Here is a 21978-nt window from a genome sequence, read left to right as displayed (position 1 = left end):
CCGAAAGAGGTGAGCCATGAAGCACGTCTTCGTTACCGCCGCGCTGGCCGCGCTGGTGTTCGCCGCCGCGCCCGCCGCCGCCCATGCGCAGGACGAGCCCGAGGAGGCAGCGCGCACGCGCGCCAAGGAGGCACGCAGGGCCGACGACCGCTTCTGCATCGAGCAGACCGGCTCGCGCATCGTCGCGGCGCGCAACGCACGCTCGAAGTCCGACGAGAAGGAGTGCGTGAACGCCGGCGGCCGCGTCTACACCCGCGAGGACATCGAGCGCACCGGCTCGGTCGACCTGCAGGACGCGCTGCGCCGGCTGGACCCCAGGCTGCGCTGACCGGTCCGGGGAACCGGCATCGGGACGCCCGGCCATCGCCGGGCGTCCGTGGTTTTGAGGCCCGGTGTTGGCCTCGGCGTCGCCCGGCTTCGTGCCGGGCGTCTTCTTTCCGCACGGTGCGATAATCCAGCGTCCACCCCGCCACTGGTGATGCCGCGCATGTCCACCCGCCACGACCCGTCCCGCACCGTCCGCGCGCCGCGCGGCACCACGCTCAGCTGCCGCTCGTGGCTGACCGAGGCGCCGTACCGGATGATCCAGAACAACCTGGATCCCGATGTCGCCGAACGGCCCGAGGACCTGGTGGTGTACGGCGGCATCGGCCGCGCCGCGCGCGACTGGGAGAGCTATGACGCGATCCTCGGCGCGCTGCGCTCGCTGGGCGACGACGAGACCCTGCTTGTGCAGTCCGGCAAGCCGGTCGGCATCTTCCCGACCCACGCCGATGCGCCGCGGGTGCTGATCGCCAACTCCAACCTGGTGCCGGCCTGGGCGAACTGGGAGCACTTCAACGAGCTCGACCGCAAGGGCCTGATGATGTACGGCCAGATGACCGCGGGCTCGTGGATCTACATCGGCAGCCAGGGCATCGTCCAGGGCACCTACGAGACCTTCGTGGAGATGGGCCGGCAGCACTACGGCGGCAGCCTGGAGGGCCGCTGGATCCTGACCGCCGGCCTGGGCGGCATGGGCGGGGCGCAGCCGCTGGCGGCGAGCCTGGCCGGCGCCTGTTCGCTGACCGTCGAGTGCCGCCAGGCGAGCATCGATTTCCGCCTGCGCACGCGCTATGTCGACGAGCAGGCCACCGACCTCGACGACGCCCTGGCGCGGATCGCGAAGTACACCGCCGCCGGCGAGGCGAAGTCGATCGCGCTGCTGGGCAACGCCGCGGAGGTTCTTCCCGAGCTGGTGAGGCGCGGCGTGCGCCCGGACTGCGTCACCGACCAGACCAGCGCCCACGACCCCGTGCACGGCTACCTGCCGATCGGCTGGACGGTGGAGCAGTGGCTGGCGGAGCAGGAGGCGAACCCGGAAAAGGTCCGTGACGCCGCCAAGAAGTCGATGCGCGTGCACGTCGAGGCGATGCTCGCCTTCCACGCCCGGGGCATCCCGACCGTCGACTACGGCAACAACATCCGCCAGATGGCCAAGGACGAGGGCTGCGCCAACGCCTTCGACTTCCCGGGCTTCGTGCCCGCATACGTGCGCCCGCTGTTCTGCCGCGGCGTCGGCCCGTTCCGCTGGGTGGCGTTGAGCGGCGACCCCGAAGACATCTACCGGACCGACGCGAAGGTGAAGGAGCTGATCCCCGACGATCCGCACCTGCACACCTGGCTGGACATGGCCCGTGAGCGCATCAGCTTCCAGGGCCTGCCGGCGCGGATCTGCTGGGTCGGCCTGGGCCAGCGCCATCGCCTGGGCCTGGCCTTCAACGAGATGGTCCGCAAGGGCGAGCTGAAGGCGCCGGTGGTGATCGGCCGCGACCACCTCGACAGCGGCAGTGTGGCCAGCCCGAACCGCGAGACCGAGGCCATGAAGGACGGCAGCGACGCGGTCAGCGACTGGCCGCTGCTCAACGCCATGCTCAACGTCGCCAGCGGCGCGACCTGGGTCAGCCTGCACCACGGCGGCGGCGTCGGCATGGGCTACAGCCAGCACAGCGGCGTGGTGATCGTCTGCGACGGCAGCGAGGCCGCCGACCGGCGCCTCGCGCGGGTGCTGTGGAACGATCCCGGCACCGGCGTGATGCGCCATGCGGACGCCGGCTATGACATCGCGAAGCAGTGCGCGAGGGAGCAGGGGCTGAAGCTGCCGATGGCCTGAGCCATCCGCCGGCGGCACGGGCCGCGGGGCCGCCGGAAAGCCATCATCCCGGCGGCCGCTTCGATGCCTCCTCAGCTGTTCGGGTCGTCGAACAGCTGCTCGTAGTTGGCGACCGCGCCGTGCATGTCGGCGACCGCCGCGGTGTCGGACGGGTTGTCCTTCAGCGCCTCGCTGCCGGCCATCAGCCGGGCCAGGATCGCGTGCAGGGCGACGTCCGGTTCGGTCGGCAGGCTGCAGTTGGCGAACATGTACTCGACCGCGGCGTCGACGTCCGCGGCGCGTGCGACCACGGTGGCTTCGTCGGGACCCGTCTCGAGCCCGGCGATGGCCGCGCGCACCCGCGACATGCCTTCGATCAGCGGCGCGTCGGGGGCCCAGGGCTCGTGGTTTGCGGGCACGGGGAAGTCGACGCCGAGGGCCTCGGCGTGGCCGTGGGCGGCATCATGCGCATCGGCGCCGGCGGGCTCGTCCGCGTGAGCGGTTTCAGCGACGGCTTCCGTGCCGGTATCGGCCGCGGGCGGCGCCTCCTGGCTGCAGCCGGCAGTCAGGCCGAGGGCCAGCGCCAGTGCCGCGGCGAGGGGGATCTGCTTCCAGTTCATGGGCGTTCCTTGAGTGGGGGTGCGTCCTGCATCGTACGAAGGGCGGCCGGTGGCCGACCATGACCCGGGTCAAGCGCGCGCGATCCCGCGCCCTGGCGGTGAACATGAATACGTGCTATAATATGCGCCGTAAGTTATTGTAAACAATGAATATTTGGAGGATTGCCATCACACTTGCCATGCAAATCAGGAATTCGCTCAGGTCCCTTTATTTCCCCCGCGCGGCCTCTCCGGCCAAGCGTACGCGCTCAAGGTCGAAGCCGGCGCCGACCAGCATCACCCGCATCCAGGCCGGCATGCCCCAGGCGCGTCCGGCGCCTGACCAGGCCAACACCGCACGCCGCCGCCGTCGCACGCATGCCGGCTACAGCAGCGCCAGCTATGTCTCCCATCCGCACCGGACCGCCGGCATCAGCCCGCGGATGTTCCGCATCGGCTGATCGTCCGAGGGCACTTTCGGCATTGTCCCGGCTTCGGTGCAGGGCGTAGGCTGGACCGCTTGTCCCCCGCGATCGACCCCGGTCGGTGCGCGCGGAATGTCCCCCCTGCGAGCCGCTTCCGGATGAACCAGCCCCACCGCGCACAGGCCAGCCCTTCGCGCAGCCTCTTCCGTACCAAATCCATCGAACAGACCATCGCCGACTCCACCGAGCCGGGGCGGGAGCTCAGGCGCTCGCTCACCGCCTGGGATCTGATGATCCTGGGCGTGGCGGTGGCGGTCGGTGCCGGCATCTTCTCGGTGGGCGCCCGCGCGGCCGGCAGCTTCGCCGGTCCCGCGGTCACCGTGTCTTTCATGCTCGCCGCGCTCGCCTGCGCGCTGGCGATCATGTGCTACGCCGAGTTCGCCTCGACCATCCCGGTCGCGGGCAGCGCCTACACCTACACCTACGCCACGCTGGGCGAGTTCCTGGCCTGGATCATCGGCTGGGACCTGATCCTGGAGCTGCTCACCGCGGGCGCGGTGATCGCCAAGTACTGGGGCATCTACCTGGCGACGGTCTTCGAGCTGTTCGACGTGCACATACCGACCACGGTCAGCGTGTTCGGACTGGCGGTGGACTGGGGTCCGCTGTTCATCGTCGGCGTGTTCACCGCGCTGCTGATCCTGGGCACCAAGATGTCGGCGCGGGTCAACAACGTGTTCACCGTGATCAAGGTGGGCATCGTGGTGTTCGTGATCGTGGTCGGGCTGACCTACTTCAACGCCGACAACCTCGTGCCCTTCATCCCGCCTTCGGTGCCGACCGACGGCGGCAGCGCGGACGCGTGGTCGCAGTCGCTGTTTTCCTGGCTCACGGGTGCGGCGCCGGCCAGGTACGGGGTGGCCGGCGTGCTGTCGGGCGCGGCGCTGGTGTTCTTCGCCTTCATCGGCTTCGACGTGGTCGCGACCTCGGCCGAGGAGGTCAAGGACCCGCAGCGCACCCTGCCGCTGGGCATCTTCGGCGGTCTGGCGCTGGTGACCCTGCTGTACATCGGCGTCGCCATCGCGCTGACCGGCATGGTGCCGTACACGCTGCTGGCATCGGTCGAGAATCCCTCGCTGGCCACGGCCTTCATCGCCGTCGGCGCCCCCTGGGCGGCGCAGGTGATCTCGGTCGGCATCCTGGTCGGCCTGACCACGGTGATCATGGTGCTGCTGATGGGCCTGTCGCGCGTGCTGCTGGCGATGAGCCGCGACGGCCTGTTGCCGCGCTGGCTGAGCGTCACCTCGGATACCCGCAAGACGCCGGTGCGGCTGCAACTGATCAGCGGCGCCGCGGTTGCGCTACTGGCCGGTTTCACCCGGGTCGAGATCCTGGAGGAGATGATCAACATCGGCACACTGTCGGCCTTCGTGCTGGTGAGCCTGGCGGTGGTGGTGCTGCGGCGCACGCGGCCGGAGCTCAAGCGCGGCTACCGGGTGCCGTTCTCGCCGGTGCTGCCGATCATCTCGGCGCTGCTGTGCTTCTATCTCATGCTCAACCTGACGACGCTCACCTGGGTGCGCTTCGCGGTGTGGCTGGCGATCGGCGCGGCGATCTATTTCGCCTACGGGCGAAGCCACGCGCGCGTGGGCCGGGCACCGGCGGGCGGGCAGGCATGAGCGCCGACGTCGCGATCCTGACGCCGGATCCCTCCAGGACCGAGTATGCGAACGACTGGCCGGTCGTGCTGGCGCGACTGCAGCAGGCGCTCGCGGAGGAGGGGATCAACACCACGCCGCTGCCATGGACGGCGCACATCGACGACGCCGGCGCGCTTCGCGACTTCGCCCACGTGCTGCCGCTGCTGGCCTGGTCCTACCACGTCGACCATGCCCGCTGGCTGCGGGCATGCGCGGCCTGGCGACAGGCTCGCCTGCCCGTCTCCAACCCGCCGGAGGTGCTGGCCTGGAACTCGGACAAGCGCTACCTCGCGGAACTGGCCGAGCGCGGCGTCGCGATACCGTGCACCGAGTGGACGACGCGGCCGGAACGGGCGCAGCTGGAGCGCATGTTCGACCGTACCGGCGCGGAGGAACTCATCATCAAGCCTTCCGTGTCGGGCGGAGCCTGGAAGACCCGACGCTTCGGCCGCGGCGAAATCGACGCCGTGGTCGCCGGGTATGGAGTCGAGGTGCATGTCGGCAGCGACGGCGGGGGCGGCTGCGGGGCCGGCCACGAGGCTCCGGAGATGCTGGTGCAGCCGTTCCTGCCCACGATCGCCACCGAGGGAGAAACCTCGTTCCTGTACTTCGGCGGCCGGCTCTCGCACGTGGTGAACAAGCGTCCCGTGCCGGGAGACTTTCGCGTCCAGAGCACGTTCGGCGGGCAGTACACCTGTGTCGCGGAACCGCCGGCCGATGCGCTGGAGCTCGCCGGACGCACGCTGGCCGCCATCGACGGACCGCTGCTCTACGCGCGGATCGACATGGTGCCGGACGTCGACGGTCGCTGGCTGCTGATGGAGGCCGAGCTGATCGAGCCCGACTTCTACCTGGGCGTCGACCCCGGCCGGGGCGCCGCCTTCGCCAGGCGCTGCGCGCGCGGCTCTGAAACACCCGGCCGGCCGCGTGTCCGGGGGGGACGCGCCCTAGAGCGCGGCGACCCGGAAGCGCCGCCCCTTGACCTTTCCTTCCCGCAGCCGCGCCAGCGCCTGCGGCGCCTGCGCGCGAGCGATCGCGACGTAGGACCGGGTGGGCAGGACGTCGATCTTCCCGACCGCCTTGACCGACAGGCCGGCGTCACCGGTCAGCGCGCCAAGGATGTCGCCGGGGCGCAGCTTGTCGCCCTTGCCGGCGTCGATGCGCAGGGTCTGCATCGCAGCACGGGGCACGCCCTTCGGCCGGCCCTCGGCCGCTTGCACGCGGTCGCGCGGCAGCATGCGCTGGAGACGGTCCTCGATGGCCTCCATCCGCTTCAGTTCCTGTGGCGTGCACAGGGTCAGGGCGAGGCCCTCGCGGCCGGCGCGGCCGGTACGGCCGATGCGGTGCAGGTAGGTATCGGGGTCCGACGGCACGTCGTAGTTCACCACCGCCGCCAGGTCGTCGATGTCCAGGCCGCGGGCGGCGACGTCGCTGGCGACCAGCACGTTGCAGCTGCGGTTGGCGAAGCGCAGCAGGGTCTCGCTGCGGTCGCGCTGCTCCATGTCGCCGTGCAGCGCGAGGGCGTCGAAGCCGTAGTGCGCCAGCGAGCCGGCGACCTCGTCGACGTCGCGGCGCATGTTGCAGAACACCACGCAGGACTCCGGCCGGTGCTCGAGCAGCAGCGCCGCCAGCAGCGGCGCCTTGCGCGCGGGGTCGACGTCGACGATGCGCTGTTCGATCGCCGGGGCGTGGGCGGCGCCCTGCACGCTGACCTCGGCCGGGTCGCGGAGCATCGCCTTGCCCAGCGCGCGGATCGCGTCGGGGAAGGTGGCCGAGAACAGCAGCCGCTGGCAGGCGCGCGGAACATGGCGCGCGATGTCGCGGATCTGGTCCTCGAAGCCCATGTCGAGCATGCGGTCGGCCTCGTCCAGCACGAAGCCGCGCACGCCGCCGAGTTCCAGCGCGCCCTGGCCGAGCAGCTCCAGGATGCGGCCCGGCGTGCCCACGACCACGTGCGGCGCGTGCGCCAGCGAGGCCAGCTGTGGCGCCAGCGGGATGCCGCCGCACAGCACGCTCAGCTTGACGTTCGGAACGCCGCTGGCCAGCCGGCGCAGCTGGCCGCCGACCTGTTCGGCAAGTTCCCGCGTGGGACAGAGCACGAGCGCCTGCGTCGATACGCGTCCCGGATCCAGCCGATGCAGCAGTCCCAGCCCGAACGCGGCGGTCTTGCCGCTGCCGGTCGGGGCCTGGGCGATCAGGTCGCGGCCTTCGAGGATCGGCGGAAGGGAGAGGGCCTGCACCGGCGTCATTGCGGTGTAGCCGAGCGCGTCCACGCCGCGCAGCAGCGCGTCGGGCAGCGGGAGGGTCGAGAAGGCGGGTGCGGCGGCATTGTCCATGGCGCCATGATCGCAGCATCGGCACCGCCCGCGCGCCTCGTCGTCACGGATGCCGTTGCGCCGCGCCCGGGCCGTGCGCGGACCGCAGGGGAGCGCAGTCGCAGGACGTGAGACCGCCCCTGCGCAGGCTGCCTGCCCCAGCCACGCCGGAGCCTCTCCTCCTTGAACGCCATCGTCCGACCCGCCGCCGTGGGGCTGGCCCCCATCGGTGGCGACACCCTCGCCGCGAAGCTGGAGGCGAAGTACCCCGGACGGGTCACGGGCAGCCTGGTCGTGCCCGGCCAGGATGGCGACTACGCGCCCTTGCCGGACGACCTGCCCGGACCCCTGGCCCGCGCCCTGCGCGCGCGCGGCATCGAACGCCTGTACAGCCACCAGGCGCGGGCCTGGGAGGCGACCCGCGAGGGCCGCCACCTCGTCGTCGCCACGCCCACCGCTTCGGGCAAGTCGCTGTGCTACACGCTGCCGGTGGTCGCCAGCGCGCTCCACGAACGCGGCAAGGCGCTGTACCTGTTCCCGACCAAGGCGCTGGCGCAGGACCAGGTGTCCGAACTTCTGGAGCTCAACCACGCCGGCGGCCTGGGCCTGCGCGCGGCCACCTTCGACGGCGACACGCCGGGCGACGCGCGGCGCGCGATCCGGAACAGCGGCGACATCGTGGTCAGCAATCCGGACATGCTCCACCAGGGCATCCTGCCGCACCACACCAAGTGGGCGCAGTTCTTCGAGAACCTGCGCTACGTGGTGATCGACGAGATCCATACCTACCGCGGCGTGTTCGGCAGCCACGTCGCCAACGTGATCCGCCGGCTGCGGCGGGTGTGCGACTTCTACGGCGCCTCGCCGACCTTCATCCTGTGCTCGGCGACCATCGGCAACGCCGGGGAGCACGGGCGCGCGCTGATCGAAGCCGGCGTGGACGAGGTCGAAGTGATCGAGGCCAGCGGCGCGCCGCGCGGCGACCGGCACGTGCTGCTGTGGAACCCGCCGGTGGTGAACCCCGACCTCGGCATCCGCGCCTCGGCGCGCTCGCAGTCGAACCGCATCGCCCGGCTGGCGATCCGCGCCGGGCTCAAGACCCTGGTCTTTTGCCAGTCGCGGCTGATGGTCGAGGTGCTGACCAAGTACCTGAAGGAGGTCTTCGACCACGACCCGCGCAAGCCGAAGCGCATCCGCGGCTATCGCGGCGGGTATCTGCCGACCGAACGGCGCGCGGTGGAGCAGGACATGCGCGCGGGGCGTATCGACGGCATCGTCAGCACGTCCGCGCTGGAGCTTGGCGTGGACATCGGCAGCCTGGACGTGGTGGTGCTCAACGGCTACCCGGGCAGCATCTCCGCGACCTGGCAGCGTTTCGGCCGCGCCGGGCGCCGGCAGCAGCCCTCGCTGGGCGTCCTGGTGGCGAGTTCGGAAGCGCTGGACCAGTACGTCGTGCGGCATCCGGAATTCTTCGCCGCGTCGAACCCGGAGCACGCGCGGATCGAACCCGACCAGCCGCTGATCCTGCTCGACCACGTGCGCTGCGCCGCCTTCGAGCTGCCGTTCCGCGACGGCGACGCGTTCGGCCCGGTCGATCCCGGCCCCTGGCTGGAGGTGCTGGCCGAGAGCGGCGTGCTGCACCATGAGGGCGAGCGCTGGGAATGGATCGCCGACAGCTACCCCGCGCAGGCGGTGAACCTCCGCTCGGTGGCCGACGGCAATTTCGTGGTCGTCGACCGCACCGACGGCCGCCAGGTGATCGTGGCCGAAGTCGACTATTCCGCCGCGGCACTGACCCTGTACGAGGGCGCGATCCACATGATCCAGTCGGAGCCCTTCCAGGTGGAGCGGCTGGACTGGGAGGGCCGCAAGGCCTACGTGCAGCGCACGCACGTGGACTACTACACCGACGCGATCGACTACACGAAGCTGAAGGTGCTCGACGACGCCGAGCAGGCGCCGGCGGGGCAGGGCTCGGCGCACCTGGGCGAAGTGCACGTGCTGCGCCGGGTGTCGGGCTACAAGAAGATCCGCTTCCACACCCACGAGAACATCGGCTACGGGCCGGTGACGCTGCCCGACCAGGAGCTGCACACCAGCGCGGTGTGGTGGCAACTGCCGCAGCGGGTGCTGGAGGATGCGTTCGCGATGCGGCACGAGGCGCTGGACGGCTTCCTGGGGGCGGCGCACGCGCTGCATCTCGTGGCGCAGGTGTCGGTGATGGCGGAGTCGCGCGACCTGCTGAAGGCGGTGGGCAGCGGCGATGGTGCGTGGTTCGCGGGCCGGGACGCCCGCGGCCGCGGGCAACTGCGCGGCGCGGAAGGTGGTCGGTTGCCACAGGACGACGCGATGCCCTGGGCGGGCGCAGGCGATGCGGGCGCCAATGCGGGAGACGGCCTGCAGGTGCTCGACGGCGCGGGCCGCTTCACGCCCACGCTGTACCTCTACGACAACTACCCCGGCGGTGTCGGTCTGTCCTCGCCGCTGTACGAGCGTCGCGACGAACTCGTCGCCCGTGCGCGCGCCGTGGTAACGGACTGCGACTGTCATGCGGGCTGTCCGGCCTGCGTGGGGCCGATCCTCGAAGCCGACGAGGGCGCCGCGGCGACGCCGCGTGACCTGGCCCTGCGCGTGCTCGACCTGCTGGCCGCGGCATGAGCGCGCTGGCGAAGAAGCTGGCCGGCCTGCGCCGGCAGGCCGGCGTCGGCCCTGCCGCCGCGGGGCGCGTCGCGGATGCGGCGAACGAGACGCCTCGCGACGACGCCAGGGTCCCGGTGTCATTGCACGAAGCCACGGCGCGGTACCGACCCGGCGGCACGCCCGGCGCGAGCGCGCGCGAAGCCACGATCGCCCAGCTCCGGACGCTGCTGAAGATCCGCGCGCCGACGCTCGCTGCGGCGCCGCGCAGCATCGACCGCGCGCTGCCGGGCGAAGAGATCGCGCCCGGCCTGCGCTACCACGAGCAGTGGACGCCATGGCCGGAGGGCGAGGGTGTGCTGCCCCTGCAGGGCATCGGCCAGGACGCCATCGTCCGCGAGCGCCTGCTGGCCTTCGACACCGAGACCACCGGTCTTGCGGGCGGCACCGGCACCCGCGCGTTCATGATCGGTGCCGCCGACTGGCGCGGCGGCGGGTTGCGCATCCGCCAGCTCTGCATCACCCGGCTGGCCGCGGAGGAGGCGATGCTGCGCGCCTTCGCCGGTTGGCTGGACGCGGAGACGGTGCTGGTCAGCTACAACGGCAAGAGCTACGACCGGCCGCTGCTGTCCACGCGTTACCGCCTGGCCCGGCTGTCGGATCCGGTGATCGATCGGCGGCACATCGACCTGCTGCATCCGGTGCGCCGGCGCTACCGCGGCGTCTGGGCCAATTGCCGGCTGGCCACCGCGGAGCGCGAACTGCTCGGCGTGCTGCGCGAGGACGACCTGCCGGGCGCGGAAGCTCCCGGTGCCTGGCTGTCCTACCTGCGCGGCGGCAGCGCGGCGAAGCTGCGCCGCGTCGGTCTGCACAACGCCCAGGACCTGCGCAGCCTGTGCGGGCTGCTTGAGGCGCTGCAGGACCGGGATGAAGCGGACACCCGCGTGTGCCCGCTCCCCGACATCGCCTGACCTCTCCGCCCTTGTAGGAGCGGCTACAGCCGCGAATGCGTGACGTTCCGGTGCAGGCGATCGCGGCTATAGCCGCTCCTGCAGATCATGGGCGGTGCGGAGGCAGTAGCGCGTGTTGCCAACGTCGCTGTCACCGCTGCGGTGCTTGGATGGGAGACCCCACCACTGGAGCCCACGATGACCGACCCCCGCGAACTCGAAGAGAAGTTCTGGAAGGCGCTGGAAGGCGACCGCACCATGCTGCTCGGCCTCGACGGCCAGGAGGACGGCCACGCGCGTCCGATGACTGCATTGTCCGAGGAACGGCGCTCGCCGATCTGGTTCTTCACCTCGACCGACAACGCGCTGGTGAAGCAGCTGGGAACCGGCAGCGGCCGCGCGATCGCCGGCTTCGCGTCGAAGGGCCATGATCTGTTCGCCAGCATCCGCGGCGCGCTGCGCGTGGACACCGACCGCGCCGTGATCGAGCGGCTGTGGAATCCCTTCATCGCCGCCTGGTTCGAGGGCAAGGAGGATCCGAAGATCCGCCTGCTGCGCCTGGACGCCGAAGACGCGGAAGTCTGGATGGACGCCAGCAGCATGCTCGCCGGCGTGAAGATGCTGCTGGGCGCGGATCCGAAGAAGGAGTACCGCGACAAGGTCGGCCGGGTCGACCTGGGCTGAACGCGATGGCGCGACATGCGGCGACCCGTGGCAGGGGCGTCAGCATCGACAGCTGGAACCTGCCCCTGAGCCATCCCGACGGCGGCTTCGTCGGCGACCGCGCCAGCCAGACCGCGTTCCGCGAGCTGCTCGACCAGGCGCGCCGCCTGCACGGCACCTGCGTACGCGATCCCTTCGGACGCACGCCCAGCCAGGAAGTGGGCAAGCGCGACATCGACATGGTCCTGGTGGGCGGCGACCCGGATGCCGCACACATCGTGCACCTGGCCGTGGAGGAATATGCACGCTCGCTGGCGGCGGTGGTGCGCACCTTCATCGCGCAGCCGGAATGGCGCGGCGTGCGCCACATCGTCCTGGGCGGCGGGTTCCCGGATCACGAGGCGGGGCGGCTGGCGATCCGCCGCGCGGCGCGCCTGCTGCGTCTCGCGCGGACGGGTGTGCGCCTGCGCCTGCTCGGCCACGACAGCGACGAGGGCGGGCTGCTGGGCTGGGTGCAGCTGGCGCCGGACAGCGCGCTGAGGCGGCAGGCCTTCCTCGCGGTGGACATCGGCGGGACCAACATCCGTTGCGGGATCGTGGAGCCGCGCCTGGACGAGGACCGCAGCGGCGGCCGGGCGCGCGTGCTCGAGCATGCGCAGTGGCGCCATGCCGACGACGCGCCGGACCGCGACGCCGCCATGCGCCGGCTGGCCGCGATGCTCAACGGCCTGTCCGCGCACGCACGCACCCGGGGCATCGACCTCGCGCCGTTCGTGGGCATCGCCTGCCCGGGCGAGGTCGACCGTGGCGGCCACCTGCGCAACGGCACCCAGAACCTGCCGGGCGACTGGGAGTCCGACGACTTCTTCATCGCCGAGGCGCTGGGCGCATGGCTGGCGCCGGTTCGCGGACGAGCGCCGCGAGTGCTGTTGCACAACGATGCCGTGGTGCAGGGGCTCAGCCAGCGGCCGCGGATGCGCGCGCTGCGCCGCTGGGGCGTGCTCACGATCGGCACCGGGCTGGGAAACGCGTCCTACACCAACCACGGCTAGGCGACGGATTGGGCATACTCGTCCTCCTGTCGAAGGAGACCTTGCATGCTGTCCAGCAGTCACAGCCGCCTGCGCGTTCCCGCGCTGCTCGTTTTCTCGGTGCTCGCCGCGGCGGGCATGCCCCATGGCGCAGAGGCGCAGGATCCCGCGCCGGGTGCGCAGGCCGCGTCTGCAGTGGACGCGTCGGCAGCGGCGCTGCACGCGCTGTTCGACGCCCACAGCGCCTGGAGCGAGCGCGAGTACGGCTATACCCGCGTCGACGGCCGCCGGCGCGCGGGCGACCGCCTGCCTTCGAACACGCCGGAGGCCTGGTCGCGCCGGGCCGCGTACTGGGCCGACACCCTGGCGAAGCTCGACGCGATTCCCGTCGACGGCCTCTCGCGCGAGGACCGGATCAACCTCGAGGTCTTCCGCGCCACCATCGCGGCCGACCACGAGAACGCGGTTCGCCGCACCTGGGAAGCGCCGTTCAACAGCGACACCTTCTTCTGGGCCGGCTTCGCCCCGCGCCAGCCCTGGCACGACGAGAGCGAGTGGCGGAACTACATCGGCCGCCTGCGCGACCTGCCGCGCCTGTTCGGCGAGCACATCGACAACATGGAGCGCGGGCTCGCCCGTGGCTGGAGCGTGCCGCGCGCGACGCTCGACAACCGCGACACCACCATCGAGCCCTACACGCTGGAAGGCGCGGGCAACCCGCTCCTGGATGCCTTCGACGCCATCCCCTCTTCGCTGCCGGAACCCGTGCGCGCGCGGCTGCGCGAGGAAGGCCGGCAGGTGGTGCTGGAGCAGGTGGTGCCGGCCTACCGCCGCCTGCTGTCCTACATGCGCGGGGAATACCTGCCGCGCACGCGCACCACCATCGCAGCGAGCGCGCTGCCCGACGGCGCGGCGTTCTACCGCACGCAGATCCGCGAGTACGTGACCCGCGACATGGAGCCGCGCGAGATCCACGAGCTCGGCCTGGCCGAAGTGGCGCGGATCTCGGCGGAGATGCGCGAGGTCATGGCCCGGGCCGGCTTCGAGGGTTCGTTCGAGGAATTCCTGGCCTATCTGCGTTCGGACCCGAAGTTCTACGCCCGGACCCCGCGCGAGCTGCTGGCCACCGCGGCCTGGGTGGCGAAGAAGGTCGACGGCCAGCTGAAGCACGTGCTGGGCACGCTGCCACGCTATCGCTACACCATCCTGCCGGTGGCCGACGACATCGCGCCCACCTACACCGCCGGCCGCGGCGGGCTGGATGCGTGCTGGTTCAACACATGGGACCTGCCGTCGCGGCCGCTGTACAACCTCCCGGCGCTGGTGCTGCACGAATGTTCGCCGGGCCACAGCCTGCAGGCGGCGCTGGCGCTGGAGGCACCGGAGCGTCCGGAGTTCCGCTCCAGCACCTACTTCTCCGGCTACGGCGAGGGCTGGGCGCTGTACACCGAGTGGCTGGGCACGCGCATGGGCATCTACGAGACCCCCTACGAGGATTTCGGCCGGCTGACCTTCGAGATGTGGCGCGCGGCGCGGCTGGTGATCGACACCGGCATCCACGAGTTCGGCTGGAGCCGCGAGCAGGCCATCGAGTACCTGGCCGACCACACCGCGCTGGCGCGGCACGACATCGTCAACGAGGTCGACCGCTACATCTCCTGGCCAGGCCAGGCGCTGTCGTACTACATCGGCTACCGGACCATCCGCGACCTGCGCGCGGAGGCCGAGCGCGAACTCGGCGCCGGCTTCGACCAGAAGGCCTTCCACGACACCATCCTGCGCCTGGGCTCGGTGCCGTTGCCGGTGCTGGAGGAGGAAGTGCGGGCGTTCATCTCCTCGGCGAAGGAACAGGCATCCCGCGCCGGCTGAACAAAGGTCTTCTCCCGATCGAGGGGACGCTCCGTTCGAGTCCGGGTCGGCCGCCAGGGCGCTCCGGTGAAGTCCGGGCCGCCCGCCGCGGACGCAGGGGGGATGCCCAGCCGGATTCTCCGCGTCCTGCTCCCAGATCCGGCCGCCGGCCATCCATGGCCGGCTCTGGGCATCCCCCCTGCATCCGCGGCGGGCACGACCTTTGGTGCGGTCTGGAAGTTCAAGAGCGACGCTACGCCGAAACGGAGAGCGTCATGACCGGGAGCAGCCCGGCTCAGCCGCTCCTGACCTTCCCTCCCGAAGCCGCAGAACGTCGGAGCCCTCCCGTGCACAGGGGGTGTGCGGACAGCCGGCCATGGATGGCCGGCGGCCGGCCGATGGGAGCAGGACGCGGAGACGGCCGGGGGAGCGCACCCCCTGTGCGCGGGACGGGCTGCGCGGGCCCCAACGGAGCCGCTCCTGAGCGCGGGGCGGGCTGCGCGGACCCCCAACGAGGCGACTTCAAGGCGCGACGGTGCGCCAGAAGCGCGACAACGCCTACTCAAGATCCGGGCAGCGTTCCCCGGAGTTGGGAGATGAACCGGAAAAAGGGCGGGGCCGCGATCGCGGCCCCGCATTGGGTGACGCGACGGAGCGGTCAGATGTTCGCCGTCGGGCCGCTCGATCCGCCCGTGGGCGTGCCGGTCGCGGAACCGCCCACGCCGCCGCTGCCGGCGGAGGTGGCGCCGGTGGTCGAGACGCCGCTGGCCGAAGCGCCCATGCCGGAACGGGCCGCCTGCGGCGGCGGGCCGACCCGCAGCGCGTTCTCGACGTCGCGCACGCCGCTGCAGTCCTCGGCCAGGTCTTCCGCCAGGCGCTTCATCATCCGGTGCGGCACGGTGCCGGCCAGGCGCACGACGCCATCCTGCACGGTCACGGTGATGTCGCTGGCGTCGAGGGTGTCGCTGTCGGTCAGCACATCGCAGACGTCCTCGCGCACGCGCGCGTCGTCGCGGCGATAGCCCCGAGGACCGACGCCACGGTAGCCGTGCGCGGTCACGCCGGTCGCGGTGCCGGCGGCGCGACCGGCCTTGAACTCGTCGCGCTTCTCCTCGAACCAGTCGCGTGCGACGCCGACGCAGCGACCGCCCAGCTTCATCGCGTCGCGGGCGACGTCGCGGAGTTCGTCGGTGGTGCTGCCAGTGGTGGATCGGGTCATGGGATTGCCTCCATCGGAATGCGGCGGCGCGCTGGCCGGTCGCATGCAGTGTCCGGTGTCCCGCGTTCAAGCGATGTCATGGCCGTCCCGTCCCGGCCGGCCGCTTGCCCCCCGCGCGGCGGCGTTCCACGATGGCGCCATCGAACGGACGGAGTGACTCATGCGAACCATCAGCGTGCCGATGTCGGTGGGCGAACTGGCGGACAAGCTGTCGATCCTGCACATCAAGCACGAGCGGATCGCCGATGCCGCCAAGCGGGCGCACGTCGCGGCCGAGCTCGAGGGGCTGCGCCCGCTCTGGGGCGGGGTGGCGGATGGCCGTCCGGAGCTCGAGGACGCCTACGCCCGGCTGAAGGCGGTGAACGAACTGATGTGGGATGTGCAGGACGGCCTGCGCGCCAGGGAGGCGGCCCAGGACTTCGGAGACGAATTCATCCGCCTGGCGCGCGCGGTGGCGGTGCGCAACGGCGAGCGGGTCGCGATCAAGAACGAGATCAACCGGCTGTCGGGCTCGGCGTTCATCGAGGAAAAGCAGTACCAGGCGGGCGACTGATGGACGCCATGATGACCGCGATCGCCATCCGGGGCGGCACCGGGCCGGCCGAGGCACTGCATGCGGTCCGGGTTCCCCGGCCGGTGCCGCGCGAGGGCGAGGTGCTGGTGCGGGTGCACGCGGCCGGCGTGAACCGGCCCGACATCCTGCAGCGCGAGGGCCGCTATCCGCCGCCGCCGGGTGCGCCCGAAGGACTGGGCTCGAGGTGGCGGGCGAGGTGGTGACCGGAGCCGGCCGCTGGCGTCCCGGGGACCGCGTCTGCGCCCTGCTGGGCGGTGGCGGCTATGCGGAGTACGCCGCGGTGGATGCGCGCCACGCGCTGCCGGTTCCGGCCGGGCTGGACTTCGTCCAGGCGGCGGCGCTGCCGGAAACGGTGTTCACCGTGTACGCGAACGTGTTCGTGCACGGCGCGCTGAAAGCCGGCGAGACCCTGCTGGTGCACGGCGCCACTTCGGGCATCGGCGTGGCCGCGATCCAGATGGCGAAGGCCGCCGGCGCGCGCGTGGTCGCCACCAGCCGCGGCGCGGAGAAGGCGGCGCTGGCGCGGACGCTCGGCGCGGACGTGGCGGTCGACACCACCCGCGAGGACTTCGGCGCGGCGGCGAAGGCGGCCGGCGGCATCGACGTGGCGCTGGACATGGTCGGCGCGCCCTATCTGGCCGCCACGCTCGATGCGCTCAATCCGGACGGCCGCATCGTCTACATCGCGGCCCAGGGTGGCGGTACGCTGGACCTGCCGCTGGGGACGGTGATGCGCAAGCGCGCGGTGATCACCGGTTCACTGCTGCGGCCGCGCAGCGCTACCGAGAAGGCGGCGCTGGCGGAGGCGGTCGAGCGCGTGGTCTGGCCCTGGATCGAGGCCGGACAGGTGCGCGCCGTGGTCGACCGCACGTTTGCGCTGTCGGACGCTGCGCAGGCCCATGCATGGCTCGAGGGCGGCCGGCACGCCGGCAAGGTCGTGCTGGTCGCCGGGAACTGACTGCCCCGCCGGCCCCTCACTTCGGGTTCTTCTCCCGACCGAGGGGACGTTCCGTTCGAGTCCGGGTCGGCCGCCACGGGCGCTCCGTTCGAGTGCTGGCCGCCCGCCACGGACGCAGGGGGGGATGCCCAGCCGGATTCTCCGCGTCCTGCTCCCAGATCCGGCCGCCGGCCATCCATGGCCGGCTCTGGGCATCCCCCCCACTGCATCCGCGGCGCGCACGACCTTTGGTCGCGGTCGGGAAGCGGGCCACGTCGACGTCGAAACGGGGCGTCATGACCAGGAGCGGCCCTGCTCGCGGCCGCTCCTGCTCTTGATCTTCCCTCCCGAAGCCGAGGAAAGTCGGAGCCCGTCCCGTGCACAGGGGGTGTGCGGACAGTCGGCCATGGATGGCCGGCGGCCGGCCGATGGGAGCAGGACGCGGAGACGGCCGGGGGAGCACACCCCCTGTGCGCGGGACGGGCGGCGCGGACCCCAACGAAGCTCGGCTTCAAGCAGCGACAGCGCGCCAACTGCACGCCATCGCCCCCGGAGTCTGGAGAAGAACCTTACTTCGGGGCGAGCACCGGCTTGCGCGGCATGCGCTCCTCGCGCATCGCGGCGTGGTACGCGAAGGTGGCGGCGATGGCCGCGGCCTGCTTCAGGTCCTCGGGCTCGATGTGGTCCCAGGTGTCCAGATGGGTGTGGTGGACGTTGGTGAAGTAGTCCAGCCGGTCCTGGATGAACTGGAAGCCGGGCAGGCCGACGCGGTCGAAGGACACATGGTCGGTGCTGCCGGTGTTGCGGGTGGCCACCGTGGTGGCGCCGACGTCATGGAAGGGCTTCAGCCAGGCCTCGAAGATCGGCATCGCCGCCAGGTTCTCCTGGGCGTAGATGCCGCGGAAGCGGCCGGACCCGTTGTCCATGTTGAAGTAGACCGAGAAGCGCTCGTAGTCGCGCTTCCTCTGCAGCGGACCGGTCGGCTCGCGCAGCGACGCAGGGAGCGCCTTCTGCGCGGCATCGGTGGGCTCGGGATACGCCGCGAAGTGGCGCGCCACATAGTCCTGCGAGCCGATGAGGCCCTGTTCCTCGCCGCTCCACAGCGCCACGCGGATCGTGCGCTCCGGGCGTGCGCCCACGGCCTTGAGGATGCGCATGGCCTCCATCATCACCGCCACGCCGGCGGCGTTGTCCGCGGCGCCGGTGCCGGTGTGCCAGGAATCCATGTGCGCGCCGAGCATCACGATCTCGGCGGCCTTGCGGCCGCGACCGGGGATCTCGGCGATGGTGTTGTATCCGGGCTGGTCGGCTTCGTCGGTGAAGCGGGCGGCCACGTTCACGCGCAGGCGCACGGTCTGTCCCGCCGTGAGCGCGCGCACCAGCGGATTGAAGTGCTCGGCGATCATCGCCAGCTCGGGGATGCCCACCGGCTCGCCGGCCTTGCGCGAGCCGCCACCGGCCACGCGGATGATGCCGTTGTCCCAGCTGCTGATGCTGATCGCCGCCAGCGCACCTTCCTCGGCGAAGAAGGTGTTGACGGCGCGCGCGAGTTCCTGGCGCTCGCGGTATTCCCTGACCCGCTTCGCGCGGTCCGCGGCTGCAGTCTTCGGCACCGTGAACTGCTGCAGGCCTTCCAGCGAGGTGGCGTCGTGGCGGTGCGAATCCGGTTCGGTGCCGCGCTTGTACTCGCGCGCCTCGCCCAGCAGCAGGACCTTGCCGCCCAGCGTGCCGCGGTACTTCTCGATGTCGGCCAGCTTCTTGATCTCCACGTGCACCAGCTCGCCTTCCACCGGGCCGTCGGTGCCCGGGGTCCAGGCCTTGGGCAGGGCGTGCAGCGGCTGCACGCGTTCGCTGAGCATCTCGACGCTGGCCGAGCTGAACTCCCAGCCGCGGCCGAAGTCGGCGAAGGCGTCGTCGTGGACGTTGGCCAGGCCCCATTCCTCGAACTTCGAGCGCGTCCAGGCGTTGGCCTCGGCCATCCGCGGCGAGTTCGTCAGCCGCGCGCCGATGTTCTCGGTCAGGTGGCTGAAGGTCTCCATCACCTGGGAATTGTGGAAAGCCTCCTGGCGGATCCGGCTGACCATGTCCAGGTCCACCGGCTCCTGGGCCACGGCCGTGCCGCCAAGGGCCAGGGCGGCCACCATCACGCAACGCTTCAACATCGGGATTCCCCTTCTGCGCCGAGGGACCGGCGCGTCCAAAGGAACCGACTCTAGCGGTCGCCGCGGCGGTCTTCCCCGGCCGTTGGTCACGGGGTGGCGGAACTGTGTCCCGGTGGCGTCCACGCCGCACTGCGCCGCGGGCGCTAGGCTGGGGACCGGTACGCACGCGGAGGACGCGCCATGGGCCTGCTGGTCGACGGCGAATGGCAGGACAGGTGGTACGAGACCTCCGACGGTGAATTCCGCCGCGAGGAGGCGACGTTCCGGGACTGGCTCAGCGCCGACGGCGGCCCGGGTCCGGACGGCCAGCGCGGCCACCGGGCCGAGCCGGGGCGCTACCGCCTGTACGTCAGCTACGCCTGCCCCTGGGCGCACCGGACCCTGATCGTGCGTGCCCTGAAGGGGCTCGAGGACCTGCTGCCGGTTTCCGTGGTGCACTGGCGCATGCTCGAACACGGCTGGACGTTCGAGAAGGGGCTCGGCGTCACGCCCGAGCCGGTGATGGGCGCGACGTACCTGCACCAGCTCTACACCCGCGCGCGGCCCGGCATGACCGGCCGGGTGACCGTGCCCCTGCTCTGGGACCATGCGTCGGACGCCATCGTCAGCAACGAGTCGTCCGAGCTCATCCGCATGTTCAACGCCGCGTACGACGGCCTGGGCGCGCGGCCCGGCGACTTCTACCCCGAGCCCCTGCGCGGGGCGATCGATGGCGTCAACGACCGGGTCTACCCCACGCTCAACAACGGCGTGTACCGCGCCGGTTTCGCCACCACGCAGTCGGCCTACGAGGACGCGGTGCGGCCTCTGTTCGACACCCTGGACTGGCTGGAGGAACGGCTTTCAGCCGAGGACTGGCTGGTGGGCGGGCGCTTGACCGAGGCCGACATCCGGCTGTTCACCACCCTGGTCCGCTTCGATCCCGTCTACCACGGGCACTTCAAGTGCAACCTGCGGCGGATCGCCGACTACCCTGCGCTGCACGCCTTCACGGCGAGGATGATGGACATCCCCGGCGTCCGCGAGACGGTGCACTTCGACCACATCAAGCGCCACTACTACGAGAGCCACCGCACCATCAATCCGACCGGGATCGTGCCGCTGGGGCCGATCGAATCCTACTGAGGGCGGACGGGGCGGATCTCGCGACGGGCGTGTCGATCGGCCACGGGACCTTAACGGCGGCCGGAGCAGCATCGCGTGACCTTCACGAGGAAATCACGCCATGGCACAGCGCGACGACAGGGGCGGGACCGGCTCAACGATGAGCACCGGCGCTCCCGCGCCCAGCGACCGCAATTCGCTGACCATCGGGCCCGACGGCCCGATCCTGCTGCATGACGTGCACTTTCTCGAGCAGATGGCGCACTTCAACCGGGAGAAGGTACCCGAGCGCCAGCCGCATGCGAAGGGCGGCGGCGCGTTCGGCGTGTTCGAGACCAGCGAGGACGTGTCGAAGTACACGAAGGCGGCGCTGTTCCAGCCAGGTGCGAAGACCGACATGCTGATCCGCTTCAGCACGGTGGCCGGCGAGATGGGCAGCCCCGACACCTGGCGCGACGTGCGCGGGTTCTCCATGAAGTTCTACACCAGCGAAGGCAACTACGACCTGGTCGGCAACAACACGCCGATCTTCTTCGTGCGCGACCCGATGAAGTTCCCGCACTTCATCCGCAGCCAGAAGCGCCTGCCGGACTCCGGCCTGCGCGACAACCACATGCAGTGGGATTTCTGGACCAGCAACCCGGAGAGCGCGCACCAGGTGACCTACCTGATGGGCCCGCGCGGCCTGCCGCGCACGTGGCGGAACATGAACGGCTATGGCTCGCACACCTACATGTGGATCAACGCGGCCGGCGAGCGTTTCTGGGTCAAGTACCACTTCCACACGCAGCAGGGCATGAAGTTCTTCAGCAACGCCGAGGCGATGGAGATGGCCGGCCGCGACGCCGACTTCCACCGCCGCGACCTGTTCGATGCCATCGCCCGCGGCGAGCACCCGAAGTGGGTGCTGAGCGTGCAGGTGATGCCGTATGAAGACGCCCGGACCTGCCGCATCAATCCCTTCGACCTGACCAAGACCTGGCCGCACGCCGACTATCCGCTGATCCGCGTCGGCACGATGACCCTGGACCGCAACCCCGGGAACTTCTTCGCCGAGATCGAGCAGGCCGCGTTCTCGCCGGGCAACACGGTGCCCGGCATCGGGCTGTCGCCGGACAAGATGCTGCTCGGCCGCGCCTTCGCCTACAACGATGCCCAGCGCAACCGCATCGGCACCAATTTCCACCAGCTCCCGGTCAACCAGCCGAAGGTGCCGGTCAATACCTACATGATGGACGGGCAGATGGCGTACCACCACAGCGGTGCGGCACCCATGTACGTCCCCAACAGCGGTGGCCGCGCCTGGGCGGACGGGACCGGTGCGGTTGCCGACGGCTGGGAAGCCGACGGCGCCATGGTGCGCAGCGCCTACACCTTGCGCGAGGACGACGACGACTTCAGCCAGCCCGGCGTCCTGGTGCGCGAGGTGTTCGACGACGCCGAACGCGCGGCGCTGGTGGAGACCGTGTCCGGCTCGTTGCTGGGCGGCGTGCGCAGCCCCGTGCTGGAGCGCGCGCTGGAGTACTGGAGCGCGATCGACATGGACGTGGGCCAGCGGATCGCGGAAAAGGTGCGCAGCGGCGGCGCGGCGGAGCCGGCGGCGGGCATGAGCGAGAGTTGAGGGCCGGGTTCCCCCGGCGTCGATGCCGGGGACGGTGCGCATCGGCGTCCGGCTAGAATGCG

The 21978-nt window shown here is 71.1% G+C and carries 16 protein-coding genes and 1 pseudogene; 13 read left to right on the top strand and 4 right to left on the bottom strand.

Features of this window, described 5'->3' with window-relative positions; genetic code table 11:
• Positions 1 to 16: 16 nt before the first annotated feature.
• Together FPZ22_RS03840 and hutU are read left to right on the top strand one after the other, a co-directional pair.
• Positions 17 to 328: a hypothetical protein gene (locus FPZ22_RS03840; protein WP_144890540.1), complete on the top strand. Its 312-nt coding sequence runs from the start codon at positions 17 to 19 to the stop codon at positions 326 to 328.
• A gap of 159 nt (positions 329 to 487) precedes the next feature.
• Entirely contained in the window at positions 488 to 2152 is a 1665-nt protein-coding gene (gene hutU / locus FPZ22_RS03835; RefSeq protein WP_144890538.1) for a urocanate hydratase, read from the top strand.
• Between the two features lie 71 nt (positions 2153 to 2223).
• On the opposite strand, the gene FPZ22_RS03830 is transcribed toward hutU, so the two are convergent.
• Positions 2224 to 2751, bottom strand: a complete 528-nt coding sequence (locus FPZ22_RS03830) for a DnrO protein (protein WP_144890535.1) — start codon at positions 2749 to 2751, stop codon at positions 2224 to 2226.
• Positions 2752 to 2930: 179 nt separating this feature from the next.
• Between FPZ22_RS03830 and FPZ22_RS03825 the strand changes: the two genes are divergently transcribed.
• Together FPZ22_RS03825 and FPZ22_RS03820 are read left to right on the top strand one after the other, a co-directional pair.
• The gene (locus FPZ22_RS03825) at positions 2931 to 3191 is read left to right on the top strand and encodes a hypothetical protein (protein ID WP_144890533.1); all 261 of its coding nucleotides are present in this window, start codon (positions 2931 to 2933) and stop codon (positions 3189 to 3191) included.
• A gap of 122 nt (positions 3192 to 3313) precedes the next feature.
• Positions 3314 to 4834 carry an amino acid permease gene (locus tag FPZ22_RS03820; RefSeq protein ID WP_144890527.1) on the top strand — a complete coding sequence of 507 codons (1521 nt, stop codon included), beginning with the start codon at positions 3314 to 3316 and terminating at the stop codon, positions 4832 to 4834.
• 968 nt (positions 4835 to 5802) lie between these two features.
• Here FPZ22_RS03820 and dbpA read toward each other — a convergent pair.
• Positions 5803 to 7191, bottom strand: coding sequence for an ATP-dependent RNA helicase DbpA (dbpA, locus tag FPZ22_RS03815; protein ID WP_144890522.1), 1389 nt, complete (start codon positions 7189 to 7191; stop codon positions 5803 to 5805).
• A gap of 162 nt (positions 7192 to 7353) precedes the next feature.
• On the opposite strand from dbpA, the gene FPZ22_RS03810 reads away from it, so the two are divergent.
• The 5 genes from FPZ22_RS03810 (at position 7354) to FPZ22_RS03790 (ending at position 14320) form a co-directional block, all read left to right on the top strand.
• On the top strand, positions 7354 to 9828 hold the full coding sequence (locus FPZ22_RS03810; RefSeq protein WP_425463014.1) for a DEAD/DEAH box helicase: 2475 nt from the start codon (positions 7354 to 7356) through the stop codon (positions 9826 to 9828).
• Positions 9825 to 10778, top strand: coding sequence for a ribonuclease H-like domain-containing protein (locus FPZ22_RS03805; RefSeq protein ID WP_144890515.1), 954 nt, complete (start codon positions 9825 to 9827; stop codon positions 10776 to 10778). The genes FPZ22_RS03810 and FPZ22_RS03805 overlap by 4 nt, the downstream gene beginning before the upstream one ends.
• 177 nt (positions 10779 to 10955) lie before the next feature.
• A complete protein-coding gene (locus tag FPZ22_RS03800; protein WP_144890512.1) occupies positions 10956 to 11441 on the top strand; it encodes a pyridoxamine 5'-phosphate oxidase family protein in 486 nt (161 codons plus the stop codon).
• Positions 11442 to 11446: 5 nt separating this feature from the next.
• Positions 11447 to 12472, top strand: coding sequence for an ROK family protein (locus FPZ22_RS03795; RefSeq protein WP_144890509.1), 1026 nt, complete (start codon positions 11447 to 11449; stop codon positions 12470 to 12472).
• A 45-nt stretch (positions 12473 to 12517) separates the two neighbouring features.
• Positions 12518 to 14320: a DUF885 domain-containing protein gene (locus FPZ22_RS03790; protein WP_144890507.1), complete on the top strand. Its 1803-nt coding sequence runs from the start codon at positions 12518 to 12520 to the stop codon at positions 14318 to 14320.
• 637 nt (positions 14321 to 14957) lie between these two features.
• Here FPZ22_RS03790 and FPZ22_RS03785 read toward each other — a convergent pair.
• A complete protein-coding gene (locus FPZ22_RS03785; protein WP_168198929.1) occupies positions 14958 to 15518 on the bottom strand; it encodes a BON domain-containing protein in 561 nt (186 codons plus the stop codon).
• Between the two features lie 160 nt (positions 15519 to 15678).
• On the opposite strand from FPZ22_RS03785, the gene FPZ22_RS03780 reads away from it, so the two are divergent.
• Complete coding sequence (locus FPZ22_RS03780; protein WP_144890502.1) at positions 15679 to 16071, top strand: hypothetical protein; 393 nt, start codon at positions 15679 to 15681, stop codon at positions 16069 to 16071.
• Positions 16068 to 17050: pseudogene (locus FPZ22_RS03775) on the top strand (NAD(P)H-quinone oxidoreductase). Before FPZ22_RS03780 ends, FPZ22_RS03775 begins: the two are co-directional and overlap by 4 nt.
• Before the next feature lie 548 nt (positions 17051 to 17598).
• On the opposite strand, the gene FPZ22_RS03770 reads toward FPZ22_RS03775, so the two are convergent.
• Positions 17599 to 19191, bottom strand: coding sequence for a M20/M25/M40 family metallo-hydrolase (locus FPZ22_RS03770; RefSeq protein ID WP_144890499.1), 1593 nt, complete (start codon positions 19189 to 19191; stop codon positions 17599 to 17601).
• Positions 19192 to 19371: 180 nt separating this feature from the next.
• Here FPZ22_RS03770 and FPZ22_RS03765 point away from each other — a divergent pair, with 180 nt between their 5' ends.
• Together FPZ22_RS03765 and FPZ22_RS03760 are read left to right on the top strand one after the other, a co-directional pair.
• Entirely contained in the window at positions 19372 to 20316 is a 945-nt protein-coding gene (locus FPZ22_RS03765; protein WP_144890496.1) for a glutathione S-transferase family protein, read from the top strand.
• Positions 20317 to 20416: 100 nt separating this feature from the next.
• Entirely contained in the window at positions 20417 to 21916 is a 1500-nt protein-coding gene (locus FPZ22_RS03760) for a catalase (protein WP_144890494.1), read from the top strand.
• The last annotated feature ends 62 nt before the right edge of the window (positions 21917 to 21978 follow it).

Source organism: Luteimonas granuli (assembly GCF_007795095.1).
Classification (GTDB): Bacteria; Pseudomonadota; Gammaproteobacteria; order Xanthomonadales; family Xanthomonadaceae; genus Luteimonas; species Luteimonas granuli.
Note: the sequence above shows the minus strand (reverse complement) of the source record. Positions and strands in the feature narration are given on the sequence as shown.

Excerpts from the sequence above, each read along its gene's own strand:
- FPZ22_RS03840 (WP_144890540.1), top strand. The coding sequence starts at position 17 with ATGAAGCACGTCTTCGTTACCGCCGCGCTGGCCGCGCTGGTGTTCGCC.
- hutU (WP_144890538.1), top strand. The coding sequence starts at position 488 with ATGTCCACCCGCCACGACCCGTCCCGCACCGTCCGCGCGCCGCGCGGC.
- FPZ22_RS03830 (WP_144890535.1), bottom strand. The coding sequence starts at position 2,751 with ATGAACTGGAAGCAGATCCCCCTCGCCGCGGCACTGGCGCTGGCCCTC.
- FPZ22_RS03825 (WP_144890533.1), top strand. The coding sequence starts at position 2,931 with ATGCAAATCAGGAATTCGCTCAGGTCCCTTTATTTCCCCCGCGCGGCC.
- FPZ22_RS03820 (WP_144890527.1), top strand. The coding sequence starts at position 3,314 with ATGAACCAGCCCCACCGCGCACAGGCCAGCCCTTCGCGCAGCCTCTTC.
- dbpA (WP_144890522.1), bottom strand. The coding sequence starts at position 7,191 with ATGGACAATGCCGCCGCACCCGCCTTCTCGACCCTCCCGCTGCCCGAC.
- FPZ22_RS03805 (WP_144890515.1), top strand. The coding sequence starts at position 9,825 with ATGAGCGCGCTGGCGAAGAAGCTGGCCGGCCTGCGCCGGCAGGCCGGC.
- FPZ22_RS03800 (WP_144890512.1), top strand. The coding sequence starts at position 10,956 with ATGACCGACCCCCGCGAACTCGAAGAGAAGTTCTGGAAGGCGCTGGAA.
- FPZ22_RS03795 (WP_144890509.1), top strand. The coding sequence starts at position 11,447 with ATGGCGCGACATGCGGCGACCCGTGGCAGGGGCGTCAGCATCGACAGC.
- FPZ22_RS03790 (WP_144890507.1), top strand. The coding sequence starts at position 12,518 with ATGCTGTCCAGCAGTCACAGCCGCCTGCGCGTTCCCGCGCTGCTCGTT.
- FPZ22_RS03785 (WP_168198929.1), bottom strand. The coding sequence starts at position 15,518 with ATGACCCGATCCACCACTGGCAGCACCACCGACGAACTCCGCGACGTC.
- FPZ22_RS03780 (WP_144890502.1), top strand. The coding sequence starts at position 15,679 with ATGCGAACCATCAGCGTGCCGATGTCGGTGGGCGAACTGGCGGACAAG.
- FPZ22_RS03770 (WP_144890499.1), bottom strand. The coding sequence starts at position 19,191 with ATGTTGAAGCGTTGCGTGATGGTGGCCGCCCTGGCCCTTGGCGGCACG.
- FPZ22_RS03765 (WP_144890496.1), top strand. The coding sequence starts at position 19,372 with ATGGGCCTGCTGGTCGACGGCGAATGGCAGGACAGGTGGTACGAGACC.
- FPZ22_RS03760 (WP_144890494.1), top strand. The coding sequence starts at position 20,417 with ATGGCACAGCGCGACGACAGGGGCGGGACCGGCTCAACGATGAGCACC.